We start from the raw sequence: 15120 nt of genomic DNA on the forward strand, positions 1-15120 counted from the left end.
CTTTTTTTATTCCTCGAAAGACACTTGTCCACAGGCTCAGGCAAGCCAGTCCAGGGTCAACAGCAGGCGCGCCAGCCCGGGCTCCGCTCGCGGCGAGCGATGCACCAGTCCGGCACCTTCGTTACCCTCCCAGCGTTCGCCCTTGAGCAGCGCCACGTCGCCTGTGGACAAGCTATGGATAAGCTGTTCGTCGACAACTTCGGCCTGCGCTCCGCCAAGCAGCCGACGGTCCAGGCCGGACTCGTCCAGCCATTCGCTGGCAGCGCCCTGGTAGGTGGTGACCAGCCGCAGCGGCACGTGGTCGACATGGAAACGCGGGCACATCGGTTTATCCAGAACGCGCAGGCGCAGGCCGATACGCCGCGCCCCGGTCAGGCAAAAGAAGGCCTCGACCAGCCAGCCCAGGTCGTCGAGGAAATCGGCTTGTCCCGGCAGTTGCCGCGCGTCGAGCAGGCCGTCCAAGGCGGGTAGCCGTTCCTCTTCCATCTCCAGCGTCTGGCTCAGCGCCAGTCCCGGCCGGTTGCGTACCAGGGCGGCGGCGAAGTCGCGCAGCGCCGGGTTCAGCCGGCGTGTCCAGACCGCCAGGTTGACGCCCTCGCGAAGCACCTCGGCCAGCACCTGGGGGTCGTCATCGAACGCCTGGCACGGCAACGGTTTTTCCTGCGGCAGTGCGCTCATGCGGCGTGCCCCCAGTCCTCGAAGGGGTCGTCCAGGCCCTGCCAGCCGGGGATGCCCAGGTTCATCTCGGCGTCATCCAGCAGGCAGGCGTCCAGGGCTGCGCGCAGGGCCGCGAAGTCCAGGTTCTGACCGATGAAAACCAGCTCCTGGCGACAGTCGCCGACGCCTTCCTCCCAGTGCCGCATGATCGCCCGCAGGCCCTCTTCGTCCTGTGGCCACTGTCCGGTCGGCACGAAGCGCCACCAGCGGCCCGCCAGGCCGTAGCGCATCAGGCCGCCGGCCTGCGACCAGCTGCCGGCCTCGCGGGGCCGGCTGGCGAGCCAGAAGAAGCCCTTGGAGCGCAGCAGCCGCCCCTGCTTCAGCGGATTGTGCAGGAAGGCGTGGAAGCGCGCGGGGTGGAACGGCCGGCGCGCCCGGTAGGCCATGGAGGCGATGCCATATTCCTCGGTTTCCGGCAGGTGCTCGCCGCGCAGTTCCTTCAGCCAGCCCGGCGCGGACGCCGCGCGATCGAAATCGAAGCGACCGGTATCGAGGATCTTCGCCAGCGGCACCTGACCCATCACCATCGGCAGGATCTCCGCCTCGGCATTGAGCTGGCGCAGGATCGCCAGCAGTTCCTCGCGCTGCTCGCTGGAGATCAGGTCGATCTTGCTGACCAGGATCACGTCGGCGAATTCGACCTGGTCGATCAGCAGGTCGGTGATCGAGCGCTGATCCTCCTCACCGAGGGTTTCGCCACGACTGGCCAGGCTGGCGGCCTCCTGGTAGTCGCGGAGAAAATTCATCCCGTCGACCACCGTGACCATGGTATCCAGTCGCGCCACGTCGGACAGGCTGCGGTCCAGCTCGTCGCGGAAGGTGAAGGTCTCGGCCACCGGCATCGGTTCGGAAATCCCGGTGGACTCGATCAGCAGGTAGTCGAAGCGGCCTTCCCGGGCGAGACGGCCGACCTCTTCCAGCAGGTCTTCGCGCAGGGTGCAGCAGATACAGCCGTTGCTCATCTCCACCAGGCGTTCTTCAGCGCGGTTCAGGCTGACATCGCGCTGGACCTCGCTGCCATCGATATTGATTTCGCTCATATCGTTGACGATCACCGCAACCCGTCGGTTCTCGCGGTTCTTCAGCACATGGTTGAGCAGCGTGCTCTTGCCGGCGCCGAGAAAGCCGGACAGCACGGTGACAGGTAGGCGTTGGTTCACGGTTGGTAACCTCTTCAGTTGTGCCGCACGTGGCGTTCGCGCTTCTCCTGGCGCTCTTTCGCCTCGATGCAGAGGGTGGCGGTGGGACGCAACAGCAGGCGGCGCAGGCCGATCGGCTCGCCGGTTTCCTGGCACCAGCCGTAGTCGCCGCGGGCCAGGCGCTCCAGCGCTTCGTCGATCTTGTCGAGCAGCTTCTTCTCCCGCTCCAGCAGGCGAAGTTGCCATTGCCGCTGTTCCTCGCGGGAAGCCAGGTCGGCCTCGTCGCTGGGGCGTTCGAGATCGCGCAGCTCGCCGAATTCGCCTTCGATGCGCGCCTGAAGTTCCTGGCGCTGACGCAGCAGCAGGTCGCGGAAGAAGTCCTGCTGGGCTTCGTCCATGTAGGCAGCGTCGGGCTGGGCAAGCAGTTCCTGTTCGGTCATGGGCTGAACCTGGGAAATTTAAAACGTTATACTATAACAATTAACACCACAATCGATGGCCCGCCAATCGCCTTCCGGCTACCCTGGGCCCACGTCATCCCGGGATCCACCGATGCGCCGCGTCCTCCGCCTTTACTGCCTGGCCCTCCTGCTGCTCGCTCCGGCGGCACAGGCGCAGGGCTTTCTTCCCGGCACCCGCCCGGCGGAATGCGCCTACCTGCGTACCGTTCTGGCCTGCATGGATCGGCTGGGCAACCACTACAGCGTCGCCACCGGCGGCAACGACACCTGGCTGCGCGGCTACGACGCGGCGAGCGGACGACGCTGGGCCCAGACCAATACGCGCTACGGGCGCCTGACCTTCTTCAGCGGCATCGCCAGCGATGGGGAAATCTGGGTCGGCCTCAGCCGCAACATCGGCTGGACCAGCGTCAGCCGCCTGAGCAGTTCATCGGGCCAGCGCCAACGCCTGACCTGCGGGCGGGTCAGCGGCTGCAGCGAAGGCCCTAGCCGGGAGGCTGCGCGCTGAGCGCCGCCAGGTAGCTGCCGGCGGGAGGGCGTTGCCGGAAGTAGCCCTGCACGCCAGCGAAGATCGCCTCGGCCAGGCGCTGGCGATGGCGTTCGTCCATCAACCGGCGACAATCGCCGCGATTCGAGATGAAGCCGGTCTCCACCAGGATCGAAGGGATGTCCGGCGACTTGAGCACGGCGAAGCCGGCCTGCTCGACACGCTTCTGGTGCAGCGCGGTGACGTCCGACAACTGGCCGAGAACGCTGTGGCCGAGGTCCAGGCTGCTGGCGATGGTCGAACTCAGGGCCATGTCGAGGATCACCCCGGCGAGTACCTTGTCGCGGCCCTGTAGCGGCAGGTTGCCGCTGTTGCCGATCAGGTCGGCGCCGTTCTCGCGCTCGGCCATCCAGCGCGCCATGGTCGAGCTGGCGCCATGCTCGGAGAGGGCATATACCGACGCGCCGGAGGCGGTCAGTCGCGGCGCCGCGTCGGCGTGCACCGAAACGAACATGTCGGCGTTGTAGCGCCGGGCCACTTCCGGCCGCTTGCGCAGCGGGACGAACACATCGCCGTTGCGCACCAGGCGCGCCTTGAAGCCTTTCTCACGGTCGATCCGCCGCGCCAGCAGGCGGGCGATGGCCAGCGCCACGTCCTTTTCGCGCTCGCCCTTGCTACCGACCGCGCCGGGGTCCTTGCCGCCATGGCCGGCATCGACCACCACGAGGATGTCGCGGCCCGTCGAGGGTAGCGGGCGGGCCAGCGCCAGCATCGGCTCGGGGGGTGCCGCCAGCGCCTGTGGATAAAGGTCCAGGACCAGGCGATGGCCCTTTCCCGCCTGCGGTTCCAGGGCGAAGCTGCGCGGCCTGACCGCCTGGCGCAGATCGAGGACGATGCGCGTCCCGCCGCCACCCAGTTGGCCACTGCGTATGGCGCGCACGGGGCCGTCCAGCGGCAGCTCGGAGAGCGTTGCGAGCAATTGCGCGTCGGGCAGGTCGAGGATCAACCGCTCGGGGGCCTGCAGGGAAAAGGTTCGATAACGCGGCGGGCCGTCCAGTTCCAGCACCAGGCGCCAGCTTTCCGAGGAATTCCAGGCCCGGGCCTGGCGGATTCGTACATTGGCGCTGGCGGCCAGGAACGGCTGGAGGGCCAGGCCGGCGAGCAGGCTTTGCAGGAGACGACGGCGCTTCATCGACGAAATACCCGATTGCAAGGGTCGGTATTAGCTAATATGTTATATTATAACATTAAAGCCATTTCCAGGCCTTGCCTGCCCTTCTTCGAGTTCTCCATGAATGCCTTGACGCTTCCCGATATCGCCCGCCAGACCACCACCGCCGATCTTCCCCTGGACTGGGTCGGCATGCAGGGCATCGCCCTTCCCGTGCAGATCGGCGGGCAGAGGGTCGCCGCCGAAGCCGATGCCGGTGTCAGCCTGGACGACCCGCAGGCCCGCGGCATCCATATGTCGCGCCTCTACCTGGCGCTGGCCGAACTGGAACAGGGCGAGCTGGACCTTTCCTGCCTGCGCGCCGTCCTGCAACGCTTCCTCGACAGCCACGCCGGCCTGTCGCGTCGCGCCTACCTGCGCCTACGCCTCGCGCCGCTGCTGCGGCGTCCGGCGCTGGTCAGCCCGCTGAGCGGCTGGAAACGTTATCCACTGGTGCTGGACACGCGCCTGGAAGGCGATGACTTCCAGGCCGAAGTCCATCTCGAGCTGACCTACTCCTCAACCTGCCCCTGTTCGGCGGCACTGGCCCGGCAATTGATCCAGGAGCGCTTCGACCAGGACTTCGCCGGACAGCCGCTCGATCATGCCAGCGTGCTCGCCTGGCTCGGCAGCAGCGCCGGCATCGTCGCCACCCCGCACAGCCAGCGCAGCAGCGCGCACCTGCGCATCGGCCTGGCGGAAGACTGCATCGGACTGCCCCTGGAAGAGCTGGCGGATCTCGGCGAAAGCGCCCTCGGCACCGCGGTGCAGACTGCGGTGAAACGCGCCGACGAGCAGGCCTTCGCCCTCGCCAACGGGCAGAACCTGATGTTCTGCGAGGACGCGGTGCGCCGGCTGCACCGCGCCCTGCAGGGTTATCCACAGGCGAGCCGGTTCTCCATACGGGTCGTCCATGCGGAAAGCCTGCATGCCCATGACGCCGTCGCCGAAAGCCATTGGCAGCGAGGTGCAGCATGATCCGCAAGAATCCCTCCGGCGACCTGCCGGTGATCGACGAATCGGCCTATGTGGACAAGACCGCGATCATCTGCGGCAAGGTGATCATCCAGGCCAACGTCTTCGTCGGTCCCTACGCAGTGATCCGTGCCGACGAAGTCGACGCCGACGGCGGCATGCAACCGATCGTGATCGGCGCCAACTCGAACATCCAGGACGGCGTGGTGATCCATTCCAAGTCGGGTGCCGCGGTGACCATCGGCGAGCACAGCTCCATCGCCCACCGCTCCATCGTCCACGGTCCTTGCGAAGTCGGCGACCGGGTCTTCATCGGCTTCAACAGCGTGCTGTTCAACTGCCGGGTCGGCGATGGCTGCGTGGTCCGCCACAACGCGGTGGTCGACGGCTGCGACCTGCCAGCGGGTTTCTACGTACCGTCCACCGAGCGCATCGGTCCGCGCACCGACCTGGCGAGCATGCCGCGGGTCAGCGTTTCCGCCAGCGAGTTCTCGGAAGACGTGGCGCGCACCAACGTCGACCTGGTACGCGGCTACAAGTCGCTGCAGAACGAGTTCTGAACATGCGAAGCCTGCTGATCCGCAATGCCCGGATGGTCAACGAGGGGCAGGTACGCGAAGGCGATCTGCTGGTCCGCCACGGTCGCATCGAACGCATCGCCGGCTGCCTGGAAAACTGCGGCGCCAGCCGGGAGATCGATGCCGCCGGACGCTACCTGCTGCCGGGAATGATCGACGACCAGGTGCACTTCCGCGAGCCGGGTTATCCACAGAAGGGCTCGATCGCCAGCGAATCCCGCGCCGCCGTGGCGGGCGGCATCACCAGTTTCATGGACATGCCCAATACCCGCCCGGCGACGCTGAGCCTCGAAGCGCTGGCGGAAAAGAAGCGCCTCGCCGCCGCCCATAGCGTGGCCAACTACGGTTTCCACTTCGGCGTCAGCCGCGACAACCTCGACACCGTGGCCGCCCTCGATCCACGCGAGGTCGCCGCGGTGAAGGTGTTCATGGGCGCCTCCACCGGCGACATGCTGGTGGACGACCTGCCGACCCTGGAGCGCCTGTTCGCCAGCGTTCCGACCCTGCTGCTGAGCCATTGCGAAGACACGCCGCGGATCGAAGCCAACCTGGCGCGCTGGCGACAACGCTTCGGTGAACGTATTCCGGCAGCCGCCCACCCGCGCATTCGCGACGCCGAGGCTTGCTACCGTTCCACCGCCCTGGCGGTGGAACTGGCGCAACGACATGGCACGCTGCTGCATGTCCTGCACTTATCCACAGCGCGCGAATTGGCCCTGTTCGAGGACAAGCCGCTGTGCCAGAAACGCATCACCGCGGAAGTCTGCGTCCACCATCTGCTGTTCGACGACAGCGACTACGCCCGCCTCGGCCATCTGCTCAAGTGCAACCCGGCGATCAAGAGCCGCGAGGACCGCGACGCCCTGCGCAGGGCGCTGGCCGGCAACCGCCTGGACGTGATCGGCACCGACCACGCGCCGCACGCCTGGGCCGAGAAGCAGCAGGCTTATCCACAGGCGCCGGCCGGCCTGCCACTGGTCCAGCATGCGTTGCCGGCACTCCTGGAGCTGGTCCGCGAAGGCTGGCTGTCGCTGGCCACCCTGGTGGCGAAGACCAGCCACCGGGTCGCCGAACTGTTCGCCATCGCCGATCGCGGTTTCCTCCGCGAAGGTTACTGGGCCGACCTGGTGCTGGTCAGCGAACTGGAGCACCCGGCGCTGGCCAGCGCCATGCCGCTGCTGTCGCGCTGCAACTGGACGCCGTTCCGCCACCGGGCATTCCACCATCGGATCGATACCACCATCGTCTCCGGGCAACTCGCCTGGCACGCGGGACGCCTGTCCGACGATTGCCAGGGACTGCCCCTGCGGTTTTCCCGCTGAAGTCTTGTCCACAGCCTGCTGTGGATATCCGTTAGCCCACGGCCCTAGCGCAGGGCTTTCACCGCCGCGCCAAGGAAGGCATAGGTCTCCTCCTCGCGATCGTCCATCTCCGGCTTCGGCCAGGCGCTCCAGACTACCGCCACGATCTTCTCCTTGCGGTTGATGTAGAGGTACTGGCCGAAGATGCCCTGGGCTTCGAAGGCCCCGCCGTCATGCTCGGGCAGGGCCTTGGCGCCCACCGGGAAGGTCCACCACTGGTAGCCGTAGCCGAGCGCGTATTCGCCATCGTAGAGCTTGCCCGGGGCCAGGTGGGAAGAAGCCTCGACGCGACTGGCACGATCGACCCAACCTTCGGGGAGGATACGTTCGCCATCGATCACCCCGTCCTCGAGGACGAACTGGCCGAAGCGGCCATAGTCGCGCAGGGTCGCGCTCAAGCCGCTGCTGCCGATCTCTTGCCCGGCCGGCGATTCCAGTTGCCAGAAGCCGTCGCTCTCCATGCCCATTCGCGCCCAAATCCGCTCGGACAGGTAGTCGCTCACCGGAATGCGGGTCGCCGCGTGCAGCAGCTCGCTCTGCAGGTGCGACTCGCCGGTGCTGTAGGTGAAGTGGGTACCGCTCGGGTACTGCCGCGGCAGGCTCGCCAGCAGCCGCAGGATGCCACCGGGACGTTCGGCGAGCTGGGCGTCGAACATCTGCCGGCGGTCGGACTTCGGATCGCGATAGGTCTCGTTCCAGCGGACCCCGGAACTCATCTGCAGGACCTGCTCCACCGTCACCCCCTGGTAGGCGGAGCCGGCCAGGCTCGGCAGGTACTTGTCCACAGGCTGGTCGAGAGCCAGCAGGCCCTGCTGCACGGCGGCGCCCACCAGGGTCGAGGAGATCGACTTGACCACCGAGAACGAGGTCCAGCGCGTCCGTTCGTCGTTGCCCAGGCCGTAGCGCTCCAGGGCGACCTTGCCATCCTTGAGGACCAACACCCCGCCAACGCGGTTGCGCCGCATGAAATCGTCGACGCCGTATTCCTCGCCGCCGATCCGGTAGCGCGGCGCGATGGCCACACCCGCCGGCAGCGGACGGACCTTGGACCCCTTGTGGATAACCCGGGTCGGATAGACCTTGTCCATGTTCCGGTAGGTGTCCGGCTGGTATTCCGGGATCAGTTCATAGAGATCGGCGGCACGGCCGATCCGCGGGTTTTCCACAGCCGCGTCGGCGCCGGCCGAGCCGCTTGCCGAGACGAACAGTGCCAGCAGGGCCGGCCGGAAGACTGATATACAGCTACGCATGGACGTTTTCCTTATGACCGGAAGCAGCTCCGGCTTCGTCGTTTTTATGGATGTGGACTGGCGTCTCAGGGTTATCCACAGGACGTTCAGTCGCTCGGGTCCCGTATCGGACACGCCCAGAGTTCGACCGCCGGGCGCTCAGGGTCCGGCGGACCGATCCAGCGCGCCAGCGCATCGCAGCGCCCCTGACGGCAGATCCGGTAGTCGCCGGCCTCCGGTGTGCGCCCCAGCCGCAACGGTTGCAACGGCGGCACCCCACGGTGGTAATGCCAGGCGCCGTCACGCAGCACGGCGCCCTCGGGAATCTCCATCCCCGCCCCGCTGCCCCGCACCCGGGCCTCTTCCAGCAGCAGGCCGCGCTCACTCAGGCGATAGTCTTCTTCCCAGAGCACCTTCTCGACCGTGTGTTGCCAGGCCAGGGTGAACGACTGCAGCGGCAGCGTCGCCCAGACGCTGCCGGCCATGCCCAGACACAGCGCGATCACGCCACCGCCTCGCGCGCACGCTGGCGCCAGAGGTGCCAGCCGATCACCAGCGCGCCGAGGACGAAGCCCAGCTCGTCGCTGATCGGCAAGGCCAGGACCAGGCTGGCCCCGCGGCGAACGCCACCAGGCGCTCCCACCAGGCCAGCGGCCCCTGCAGGTAGCCGATGGAAGCCATGCCCCACAGGCCGATGGCCAGCACCGCCTTGCAGGTGACATAGAGCGTCGCCCCCCAACCGCCTTCCTGCAGCATCAGCGCCGGGGAATACACCGCCATGAACGGCACCACGAAACCCGCCAGGGCGATGCGCACCGCCCAGAAGCTGATCTTCAATCCCCTTTCCTTGGCGATCGGCGCGGCCGCGAAACAGGCCAGCGCCACCGGAGGGGTGAGGTCGGCGAGGATGCCGAAGTAGAAGACGAACATGTGCGAGACGATCAGCGGCACCCCCAGTTCCAGCAGCGCCGGCGCGGCGATGGAGCTGGTGATGATGTAGTTGGGGATGGTCGGGATGCCCATTCCCAGGACCAGGCAGGTGACCATGGTCAGGACCAGCGACAGCAGCAGGTTCTCCCGTCCCAGATCGAGCACGTAGCTGGCGAAGGTGGTGGCGATGCCGGTCAGCGAAATCACCCCGATGATGACTCCCACCAGGGTGCAGGCGATGCCCACCGGGATCGCATGTCGCGCACCTTCGGCGAGGGCGCGGACGCAGATGCGCAGGGTTTCCCGGCCGCCACGGACGAACCAGCAGGCCAGGGCCAGGGCCGCGATCACGACGAAGATCACCCCGATGCCGAGGCGGAAGAACCCCGCGCAGAGCAGCCCCAGCGCCACCCAGAAGGCGATGCGCAGGCCGAGCGAGGACACCCGCAGGATGATCGCCGAACCGAGGATGACGATGGCGGTCAGCGCCAGGCCGATGGTTCCGGAGAACAGCGGCGTGCGCCCGGAGAACAGCAGCGCGATCAGCACCAGCAACGGAATCAGCAGGAACCAGCGCTCGCGGACGGCACCCCAGGCGCTCGGACACTGATCGCGCGGCAGGCCCTTTAGATCGGCCCGGCGGGCCTCGAGGTGGACCATCCAGTACACCGAGCCGAAATACAGCAGGGCCGGGATCAGCGCCGCCTTGGCGATCTCCACGTAGGGGACGTTGATGGTCTCGGCCATGATGAACGCCACCGCCCCCATCACCGGCGGCATCAGTTGGCTGCCCATGCTCGCGGTCGCCTCGACGCCGCCGGCGAACGCCGGCTTGTAGCCGAAACGCTTCATCAGCGGGATGGTGAACTGTCCGGTGGTGACCACGTTGGCCACGCCGGAGCCGGTGATGGTGCCCATCAGCGCCGAGGAGAATACCGAGACCTTGGCCGGCCCGCCGACCCGGTGACCGAACAGGCCCATGGCGAAATCGGTGAACAGGCGGATCATGCCGGCCTGCTCGAGGAAGGCGCCGAACAGGATGAACAGATAGATGTAGGTGGCCGATACGTAGGTCGGCGTGCCGTAGAGACCTTCGGTACCGAACGACAGCTGGTTGACGATCTGGTCGAAGCCGTAGCCGCGGTGGGCCAGGTCGCCCGGCAGGTGTTCGCCGAACAGGCCATAGGCAAGAAACAGCGCGCAGATGATCGGCAAGGCGATGCCCATCACCCGTCGCGCCGCCTCGAAGACCAGGACGATCAGCACCACGCCGACGACCATGTCGGCCTGGGTCAGCTCTCCGGAGCGCTGGATCAGGTCGCCCTCGAAAACCCACTGGTAGACCGCCGTGCCCAGGCCGGCCATGCCCAGCAACCAGGCCAGCGGCTGCCAGGGGCGACCTATGCCGAAGGCGGGATAGCTGATGTACACCACCAGCAACAGCAGTCCGACGTGCATTGCCCGCAGGACCTGGGTGGAAATCAGGGGAAAGGCCGCGGTGACGACCTGGAACACGGAAAAGGCCAGGGCCACGGCGAACAACGCGCGCGGCCAGTTTTCCGCCTCAAGATGCAGCCCGTTCTGATGATCGCTCATGCATCGACTCCCTACAGCCGGAAACGCGGGGAACCCGGTCCGCCGCACGGACCGGGGCTACGGAGAAACGGGCCTCACTCGGGCAGTACGCCCTTCTCCTTGTAGAAGCGCTCGGCGCCGGGATGCAGCGGAATCGGCAGGTTCTTCGCCGCCTTGTCCAGGGCGATGTCCTTGGCGGCAGCATGGGCGGTGACCAGGCGCGGCAGGTTGTCGAACATCAGCTTGGTCATCTGGTAGGCCAGCTCGTCGCTGACCCCGGAGTGGCTGACCAGGATATTGTCGATCGCCACCGTCGGCACGTCCTGCTCCTGGCCGTCGTAGGTGCCGGCGGGAATGCTCGCGGCGTGGTAGGCCGGGCTGTCGATCTTCGCCACCACGTCCGCCGGGATCGCGACGAAGGTGATCGGCATGGTCGAGGCCAGGTCGCGGATGGCCGCCATGCCCAGGCCGGAGGATTGCAGCGTAGCGTCGAGCTGGCGGTTCTTGATCAGCTCCACCGACTCGGCGTAGGGCAGGTACTCCACCTTGCCCATGTCCTCGTAGCTCAGGCCGGCGGCCTTGAAGATCGCCCGGGCGTTCAGCTCGGTACCGCTCTTGGGCGCGCCCACCGAAATGCGCTTGCCTTTCAGGTCGGCCAGGGTCTTGATGCCCGAGGCTTGGCTGGCCACTACCTGGATATAGTTCGGATAGGTATTGCCGATAGCCCGCAGCTTCTTCAACGGCGCCTTGAAGCCGGCGTCGGCGACCCCGTTCCAGGCGTCGGCGACCGAGTCGCCCAGCGCCAGCGCCAGTTCTCCACGCCCGGCCTGCAACAGGTTGAGGTTCTCGACCGAAGCCTTGGTGGCCTGCACCGAGGTTTTCGCGCCCTGGATATCGTGTCCGTAGATCTGCGAGAGGCCGACCCCTATGGGGTAATAGACCCCGCTGGTGCCGCCGGTGAGGATATTGATGAAGGTCGGCGCGGCAAAGACCGCGGTACTGAAGGTCACCGTTGCGGCAAGCGTGAAAAGACCGAAGCGTCTGCTCAGCGACATGGGAAGTCTCCTGTTCTTATCGTTGTTGTCGCGCTGTCGCGGAAGCGTCCCGGCTTCCTTCGACCGCGCAGGACTTCGTGCAGACTAGACCGCCCCGCCACGCAGGACAATCAGCAAGGACCGATTGCGCGACCGGCTCCGCAAGGGAGCCGGTCGCCGGCGTTCAGGCGTACAGGTCGCGCCGCGACCAGGGCAGCTCGTGGGAGCCATCCTCGTGGGGGCGAATGGCGAGGATCTGGTGCAGGTTGATCCAGCCGCGCTTGAAGCCGTAGGCGCATCCGGCCAGGTACAGCCGCCAGATCCGCAGGGTTTCCTCGGGCACCAGGCGAGCCGCCTCCTTCAGCCTGGCTTCCAGGTTGGCGCTCCAGAAGTCCAGGGTCCGGGCGTAGTGCAGACGCAGGCTTTCCACGTCGACTACTTCCAGCCCGGCTTCGCTCATCCGCGCCACCGCCAGCGACAGGTGCGGCAGCTCGCCGTGGGGAAACACGTAGCGATCGATGAAGTCGCCGGCCCCCTTGCCAACCGGGCAGCCGTCGGTGTAGCGCGAGGTGATGCCGTGGTTCATCACCAGGCCGCCGGGACGCACCGCATCGTACAGTTGCTGGAAGTACAGCCCCAGGTTGGCGTGCCCGACGTGCTCGAACATGCCGACGCTGACCACCTTGTCGAAGCGGCCATCGCGCGGCAGGTCGCGGTAATCCAGCAGCTTGAGGGTGACCCGGTCCTCCAGGCCTTCGGCCTTGACCCGCTCCCGGCCGAGCGCCAGCTGCTCCTTGCTCAATGTGATGCCGGTGACCTCGACGCCGAACTCGCGAGCGGCCAGGCGCGCCAGCCCTCCCCAACCGCAACCGACATCGAGCAGCTTCTCGCCCGGCTGCAAACGCAGCTTGCGGCACAGGTGACGGAGCTTGGCCAGTTGCGCGGTGGCGAGGTCTTCCTTGCCGGTCTCGAAATAAGCGCAGGAATAGACCATTTCCGGATCCAGCCAGAGCTGGTAGAAGTCGTTGGACAGGTCGTAGTGGTAATGGATGGCTTCGGCGTCGGTGTCCTTGTCGTGGCTTTCGCGAACCGGCGGCGCGCCGCCATCGGGTTCGCCGAGCGCTTCGCTGAGGGCATCGCCGATACCGATGACCTGGCTGATCGGTCCTTCGATGTCGAGACGCTTCTCGACGTAGGCCTTGCCCAGCGCATCGAGGCTGGGATGGGTGATCTCGGTTAGCAGCGAGGGGTCGCGAATGACCATGGTTACCTGTGGATCCGGCCCCAGATCGAACGCCTGAGCATCGCCGATGCGGATCCGCAACGGCAGTTGCAGGGACAGCAACTCAGAGGGGAGCTGTGCAATCATGCCAAACCTCCTGGTCACAAGACGGGAACACTATAGTCCAGTACCTGATAGAGTTTTGCTATCGACTACTTAGCCTCCTATCTATCGATGCAAAACCCCTGAGCACTCCGATTCAGGTTAGCAGCCAGTCTGCCCATGGATAGTTGACAGTTCTGATATACAAACTTTCCCTTGCTGCAATAACGGAATGACGCATACACCCTGTCAAAGGAAGCGGAAGCGACATAAGGAATGCCGATGAACGAGACCGTATCCCTCGAAACACGCGAAGTACGCTTTCTCTCCGTGTTCGACTTCGACGGTACCCTGACATACCGAGACAGCTTCGTGCCCTTCCTGCGTTTCGCCTTCGGCAACCGGGTGTTCGTCCGCCGCATGCTGCGCATGGCAGGACCCAGCCTGGCCTATCTCTGCCGGCGTATCGACCGCGACGACCTGAAGGCGCGCCTGATCGCCACCTTCCTCACCGATGTGCCCGTACATGTGCTGGAAGAGCGGGCGCTGGCCTACCAGAACCGCTTCTGGGAAACACTGATGCGTCCCCACGCATTGACCGCGGTGGCCGACCAGGTCAGCAGCGGCAGCACCGTGACCATCTGTTCCGCCTCCCCTTCGCTGCTACTCAGGCCGTTCGCCGAGAAGCTCGGCGTGCACCTGATCGCCACCGAGCTGGAAGTGGTAGACGGCGTACTGACCGGCAGGATCGTCGGCCGCAACTGCCGGCGCGACGAGAAAGTCTGCCGCCTGGAGCGGCACTACGGTCCGCTGACCCAATACTCCCTGCGCGCCTGGGGCGACTCGCGCGGCGATACGGAACTGCTGGCGGCGGCGCTGGAGCGCTTCTGGAAACCGTTCCGCTGACCGGTTCGCCTCAAGGCACCGTAACCCACTTGAAACGGGACTGCTGGTAGCGCTCCCCCTTCGGAGCCGAAGAAAGCTGGCTGGCCTGAAACCATCGCCTGCGAAAAAGCCGATGCCCGCAGAAAAATAGCCTTTCGCCATCAACCGATGGCCAAAACCAGATCGACGTTTGGTCGGAACCGGCAAGAGGAATCTGGTCTGCCGGAAACCTCTTCGGTCATCTCGAAGCGGCAGTCAGCGAAAAAGAAAATTCTCGGTCTGGCTTGGACTTAGGGCTATTGGTGGCTATTTGCCCTATAGGGCTTCCGGCAATATCCGGAAATCTGGATTTCTTCTCCGCCCATTAAAATTAATAGTTGTTCGATATTCTACAGCGCTTACCCTCACAACGCCCAGAAGTTGCGAAAACCAATTTACGCAAATAATTCGAACAATTCATTATTTCTGGAATTAGCCAATGAACCTGATAGCGGAAGATTTCAGCACACGAAGCCTTCTAGCGGGTGAGCGGTATAAAGCGAAGATCGCTTTCGTTTCACCACACACCAGGCGTAACAGTTTTGAGGACGAGCCAAAGTGCTTTCTGGGCGTCAGCCTGGAAAATAGAAATTTCACTCCCAACCGCTTCCATTCCATGGTCGAGTGGGCGGCTCGGCGCTTTGAGAAATGCAGTATTTTGATAGGCGACCATATTCACCGGATTACCTTGCAGTCCACGCGGGACATGCCCGAGGAAGATGCCCGCCGCGAGGCCGTCAGACTGGGCGACGCGTTCATGGAGGAAAGCCGGCTCATCGTCGATGCCTACCGACACGCCACGGACTTCCAGTACATAACCTGTTCGGAGATCCAGGCCAGTACAGAATGCAAGGACTTCTATTCAAGTTTGCGTAACTATTTCCTGGAGCACTCAGGATTCCGAGATTCGGTGGAAAAGTTTGGAAGAAACTACCACCGGCATAATTGGGAGAAGTTGAGTGAAGAACAGCAGAGGCATCGCCTCGACTTTTCCTCGCGATATTTTCTCGAAGAGTTTTCCGTATTCGCCTGCCTAGTAAGAAAAGGCTTCAAAGTCATGGCCTATCCCGGTGCTTTCAGTACGTTGGCAGAAATAGCAGCGGGTGACTTTCCAGGAATGCTCGATGAATTGCAGAAACTTACCGTGGTTTCCCTGCAATTGAAAAGGAGATAGGA

14 protein-coding genes and 1 pseudogene are annotated in these 15120 nt (G+C 65.0%); 6 read left to right on the forward strand and 9 right to left on the reverse strand.

Annotation, left to right across the window (positions count from 1 at the left end; all coding sequences use genetic code 11):
• Window positions 1-36: 36 nt before the first annotated feature.
• Genes HMPREF2716_RS11535 through dksA form a run of 3 tightly spaced genes read right to left on the reverse strand, consistent with a single transcriptional unit; the run spans window position 37 to window position 2296 of the window.
• Entirely contained in the window at window positions 37-678 is a 642-nt protein-coding gene (locus tag HMPREF2716_RS11535; protein ID WP_043495195.1) for a DUF1826 domain-containing protein, read from the reverse strand.
• A complete protein-coding gene (zigA, locus tag HMPREF2716_RS11540; protein ID WP_003099674.1) occupies window positions 675-1877 on the reverse strand; it encodes a zinc metallochaperone GTPase ZigA in 1203 nt (400 codons plus the stop codon). Before zigA ends, HMPREF2716_RS11535 begins: the two co-directional genes overlap by 4 nt.
• 14 nt (window positions 1878-1891) lie before the next feature.
• Window positions 1892-2296 carry an RNA polymerase-binding protein DksA gene (gene dksA, locus HMPREF2716_RS11545; RefSeq protein ID WP_003097086.1) on the reverse strand — a complete coding sequence of 135 codons (405 nt, stop codon included), beginning with the start codon at window positions 2294-2296 and terminating at the stop codon, window positions 1892-1894.
• Window positions 2297-2408: 112 nt separating this feature from the next.
• Here dksA and HMPREF2716_RS11550 point away from each other — a divergent pair, with 112 nt between their 5' ends.
• Window positions 2409-2825, forward strand: coding sequence for a hypothetical protein (locus tag HMPREF2716_RS11550; protein ID WP_003097088.1), 417 nt, complete (start codon window positions 2409-2411; stop codon window positions 2823-2825).
• Here HMPREF2716_RS11550 and HMPREF2716_RS11555 read toward each other — a convergent pair.
• A complete protein-coding gene (locus HMPREF2716_RS11555; RefSeq protein WP_003114144.1) occupies window positions 2803-3996 on the reverse strand; it encodes an N-acetylmuramoyl-L-alanine amidase in 1194 nt (397 codons plus the stop codon). The two genes, HMPREF2716_RS11550 and HMPREF2716_RS11555, sit on opposite strands and share 23 nt — an antisense overlap.
• A gap of 99 nt (window positions 3997-4095) precedes the next feature.
• Here HMPREF2716_RS11555 and folE2 point away from each other — a divergent pair, with 99 nt between their 5' ends.
• From folE2 to HMPREF2716_RS11570, 3 genes are read left to right on the forward strand one after another with little or no spacing between them, the layout of a single operon-like run.
• Complete coding sequence (gene folE2, locus HMPREF2716_RS11560) at window positions 4096-4992, forward strand: GTP cyclohydrolase FolE2 (RefSeq protein ID WP_003099665.1); 897 nt, start codon at window positions 4096-4098, stop codon at window positions 4990-4992.
• A complete protein-coding gene (locus tag HMPREF2716_RS11565) occupies window positions 4989-5549 on the forward strand; it encodes a gamma carbonic anhydrase family protein (RefSeq protein WP_003099663.1) in 561 nt (186 codons plus the stop codon). The genes folE2 and HMPREF2716_RS11565 overlap by 4 nt, the downstream gene beginning before the upstream one ends.
• A 2-nt stretch (window positions 5550-5551) precedes the next feature.
• Complete coding sequence (locus HMPREF2716_RS11570) at window positions 5552-6889, forward strand: dihydroorotase (protein ID WP_003122312.1); 1338 nt, start codon at window positions 5552-5554, stop codon at window positions 6887-6889.
• A gap of 44 nt (window positions 6890-6933) precedes the next feature.
• On the opposite strand, the gene HMPREF2716_RS11575 is transcribed toward HMPREF2716_RS11570, so the two are convergent.
• The 5 genes and pseudogenes from HMPREF2716_RS11575 to cfaB all read right to left on the reverse strand — a co-directional run bounded on the left by HMPREF2716_RS11575 (window position 6934) and on the right by cfaB (window position 13065).
• Window positions 6934-8178: a serine hydrolase domain-containing protein gene (locus HMPREF2716_RS11575; RefSeq protein ID WP_023089781.1), complete on the reverse strand. Its 1245-nt coding sequence runs from the start codon at window positions 8176-8178 to the stop codon at window positions 6934-6936.
• A gap of 86 nt (window positions 8179-8264) precedes the next feature.
• Window positions 8265-8663 carry a DUF1850 domain-containing protein gene (locus HMPREF2716_RS11580; protein WP_003099655.1) on the reverse strand — a complete coding sequence of 133 codons (399 nt, stop codon included), beginning with the start codon at window positions 8661-8663 and terminating at the stop codon, window positions 8265-8267.
• Window positions 8660-10683 (reverse strand): annotated as a pseudogene (locus HMPREF2716_RS11585) (TRAP transporter permease). Before HMPREF2716_RS11585 ends, HMPREF2716_RS11580 begins: the two are co-directional and overlap by 4 nt.
• A 74-nt stretch (window positions 10684-10757) precedes the next feature.
• Window positions 10758-11717, reverse strand: coding sequence for a TAXI family TRAP transporter solute-binding subunit (locus HMPREF2716_RS11590; protein ID WP_003097103.1), 960 nt, complete (start codon window positions 11715-11717; stop codon window positions 10758-10760).
• A gap of 163 nt (window positions 11718-11880) precedes the next feature.
• A complete protein-coding gene (cfaB, locus tag HMPREF2716_RS11595; protein ID WP_070621896.1) occupies window positions 11881-13065 on the reverse strand; it encodes a C17 cyclopropane fatty acid synthase CfaB in 1185 nt (394 codons plus the stop codon).
• 237 nt (window positions 13066-13302) lie between these two features.
• Here cfaB and HMPREF2716_RS11600 point away from each other — a divergent pair, with 237 nt between their 5' ends.
• On the forward strand, window positions 13303-13926 hold the full coding sequence (locus HMPREF2716_RS11600) for an HAD-IB family phosphatase (RefSeq protein ID WP_003099642.1): 624 nt from the start codon (window positions 13303-13305) through the stop codon (window positions 13924-13926).
• Window positions 13927-14383: 457 nt separating this feature from the next.
• Entirely contained in the window at window positions 14384-15118 is a 735-nt protein-coding gene (locus tag HMPREF2716_RS11605; RefSeq protein WP_003158562.1) for a tRNA-dependent cyclodipeptide synthase, read from the forward strand.
• Window positions 15119-15120 lie beyond the last annotated feature (2 nt).

This window comes from Pseudomonas sp. HMSC076A11 (genome assembly GCF_001810205.1).
Taxonomy (GTDB): Bacteria; Pseudomonadota; Gammaproteobacteria; order Pseudomonadales; family Pseudomonadaceae; genus Pseudomonas; species Pseudomonas aeruginosa.